3 protein-coding genes and 1 pseudogene are annotated in these 2,911 nt (G+C 59.8%); 1 reads left to right on the forward strand and 3 read right to left on the reverse strand.

Translation table 11 applies throughout. The features are described from left to right. From AC1DUU_RS28045 to AC1DUU_RS28055, 3 genes are all read right to left on the reverse strand, one after another. The coding region (locus AC1DUU_RS28045; RefSeq protein WP_476786615.1) for an alpha/beta fold hydrolase at positions 1 to 469 on the reverse strand (469 nt) is incomplete at its 3' end. A gap of 10 nt (positions 470 to 479) precedes the next feature. Then, positions 480 to 989, reverse strand: coding sequence for a GlcG/HbpS family heme-binding protein (locus AC1DUU_RS28050; protein WP_476786616.1), 510 nt, complete (start codon positions 987 to 989; stop codon positions 480 to 482). A 225-nt stretch (positions 990 to 1,214) separates the two neighbouring features. Beyond that, positions 1,215 to 2,132 (reverse strand): helix-turn-helix transcriptional regulator, encoded by a 918-nt coding sequence (locus AC1DUU_RS28055; protein WP_476786617.1) that lies wholly within the window; start codon positions 2,130 to 2,132, stop codon positions 1,215 to 1,217. 338 nt (positions 2,133 to 2,470) lie between these two features. Between AC1DUU_RS28055 and AC1DUU_RS28060 the strand changes: the two are divergent. Beyond that, positions 2,471 to 2,844: pseudogene (locus tag AC1DUU_RS28060) on the forward strand (hypothetical protein); the annotation flags it as partial. Positions 2,845 to 2,911: the final 67 nt, after the last annotated feature.

The raw sequence follows: 2,911 nt of genomic DNA on the forward strand, positions 1-2,911 counted from the left end.
TATCAGGATAGCGCACCGCCCATTCATAGACCTGTTGTCCGCCCATCGACCCGCCCACAATCAGAGCCAGGCGCTCTATACCGAAATGCTCGGTGACGAGCTTGTGCTGGGCTTGCACGTCGTCGCCGATCCGCACCTTCGGAAACTTGGCCATGGATTGTGGGGCTGGCGTGTTCTGTGGAGACGACGACACGCCGCTGCCAATCTGGTCGACGACGATGATGAAATACTCATCAGGGTTCAGCGCATGATCGCGGCCGACATAGACATCTTCCATCACCTTGCCTGTCCCGGAGAACCAGGTGGTCACTAGAACGGCGTTGGATTTTTCTGCGTTCAGCTGGCCGAAGGTGCGGTAGGCGAGCTTTGCAGCGCGCAGCGTTTCGCCGCTTTCGAGGATAAGGTTTCCGAGATCGTAGAGCTTGAACGAACCCTGTGCCTCAGGACTATAGAATGGATTGTGGATCATCACGCCGCTCTCAGTTGAGGCTTTTCGAAACAGCGTCGAGGCCCGCCTGCGCGCAGCTCTCGTCCTGATCCTCGCTGGCGCCGCTGACACCGATCCCGCCGATCACATCGCCCGCCRCAGTCTTGATGGGCAGCCCGCCCGCAAAGGCCACAAGGCCAGGAACAAAGGCCGCACCTGGCAATCCAGCATTCACGCCGTCGCGCTTCACGCCAAATGACAGGTCAGCCATTGCGCGGGTCGGGGCAGCGTAAAGCGACGCGGTGATCGCCTTGTTCTCGGCGATATCGGTGCAGGCCTTGCAGGCTCCGTCCTGGCGCGCGGCGGCGATCAGTCGACCGCCATCATCGACCACGACGACATTGACCTTGGCGTGTCCTGCGGCTCCTTGTGCAGCGAAGCAGGCCGCAATCATCCGTCCGGCCGCCTCATAGCCAAGTACAGGCTTGGCCAGTCCTTCGGCCGCACTGAGCGTTGGCAGGCACGCCATTAGCCCCGTTGCCAAAAGCAATCGTTTGGTCATCTCGTCTCCTCCCTCGGCCGGGCCGCCCAAGGCGTGCATCAGCTTTGAAGGAGCCTACGAGGAAACGCTGGAGGCCATCTATCGCGAACATTCGCGATGTCGATCAGATTAGACGAAACATAAGGTCGTCGGCATATCTAATTGATAATGCTTATTTTCCGATGGCTTGCTCTCTGCAAGAAGAGGCTGTGCATGCCCGCGTCTCGCGTGCAGCAGTGCCACATCTCAGACTAGATCGGCCCGAGCAAGCAGGCTGACCAAAGCCGATGTGCTCGAGGCTCCGGTCTTCTGCCGGATGCTCCTGAGCTGATGATCGATCGTTGAAAGAGATCGTTCGCGAACCCGTGCGATTTCCTTATAGCTCATACCCTTCGCAACCAACCGGGCGACCTCCAGCTCCGATGCTGTCAGCGTTGCCAGCGGGGCAGTGCCTGAAATGCCCGCATATAGGGCAAGGCCCACCCGCGGCCCTCTAGACTCACTCCTATGGTCTTGTTCGGCAATCTGTTTCGCAACGGCGATGATCGGGCTCAAGACATCTGTCACTGTCTGCTCGAAGCAATCGTAGAGACCGGATTCCCAAGGCACCAATTGCTCCGTCCAATYGGCGCAGATCAGGCCGTAGCCGCCGCGTTCGGTCCGAAGCGCCCAGGCGAGTTTCGACTTCGTGCGAGCCCCAGACATCCTTTGCCTTAGCCGTATCGTGACGCGGCTGTCCTGCTTGATGTCGGCGAAGATCAACGGGCGGGGGTCCAGCCACATCGCCTGCATGGCGATGTCGCGGTTGTCGACCGCCCTGCCGCAACCGAACGAGGGCACATCGTAGTTTGCGTCCTTTGCCTCCGCAAAACCGGGGAAATATTCCCTCGCCTCACGGATCCCGAAACCGGTGTCGACGCGCTGACATCCAAGCTCGGCACGCAGCCAGTTGGTGGCAACGGACCAGCATCCCGKCAGATCGTCAAGACGAAGCAGCATGTGCGCGGCCAGATCACGCGCGTGAGAATAACGAATGGCACCACGATCGAGGAGGTGGTTCCGAAGCCGTCGCTGCGTGGCAAAGATGCCTCCGCGGAAGTCTTCCACAAAAGCTGGAGCATCCCACGCGCCCTGGCTTCGCCCTTCCACCGACCCTTTCCCCATCCGCTGTCCTGTCTCAGGGCGCCTATGCTCGGCGAAGTTGTCGGCTGAATCGCAGCTCGCGACACAACGCTCTGCTTTCGACTCTATGCCACAGTTCTATTGAGTCAAATCCTGATTGGCTGGCCATCGCATGTCCTTGCCGTGCCGATCTGTCGCACAATGAGGTGGAAGGCCTCTGCCAGGCTTTGAAAGTGAAACACCAAGTGGGGACGAACCGACCTTGTCGGTCTCTCGTGAGAATTCGTAGAGCCCTGGTTGGGATTTGGGACTCAGCTTATGGGCACAAGGGGAATATGCGAGTTCGGCGATACCTGCTGGATGCCCAGGCCGAGGCCGAGACGGCGTCGACCGAGGATTTCAACGCCAATTTCGAGAGCTTTTCCAACGGCATCAAGTCGGACGCTCCGGCTGCCGACCGTTCCTATGACGCCGGTGCCATCGTTGCGCTTGCAGTTGCCAAGGCAGGCAAAGGTGATGCGGCCGCAATCAAAGCCGCCATTCCCCAGATCGTTGCCGCAGCGGCGAACTGATCCACGATCAAGGAGGGCAAGCCGGTCAAGTATGAAGGCGTTCTCGGCCCGGTCAGCTTCGACAGCATGGCGACACCACTGGCCCGTTCCGGCTGTGGCGCATTCGGTCCGGCGAAGTGAAGACAATCGGCGAGTGGAATCAGTGCGCAACCTGCCTACCGGTGAAGCGGTCGCTTCTATAGAATACTTGGCGGTTTCCGTCGTCGTTCCCGCAATAGAGCCCGATCCAGTATGGCCCTCCTTCGGCGG

The sequence above is a fragment of the Aminobacter sp. P4_H6_2 genome (assembly GCF_056400805.1).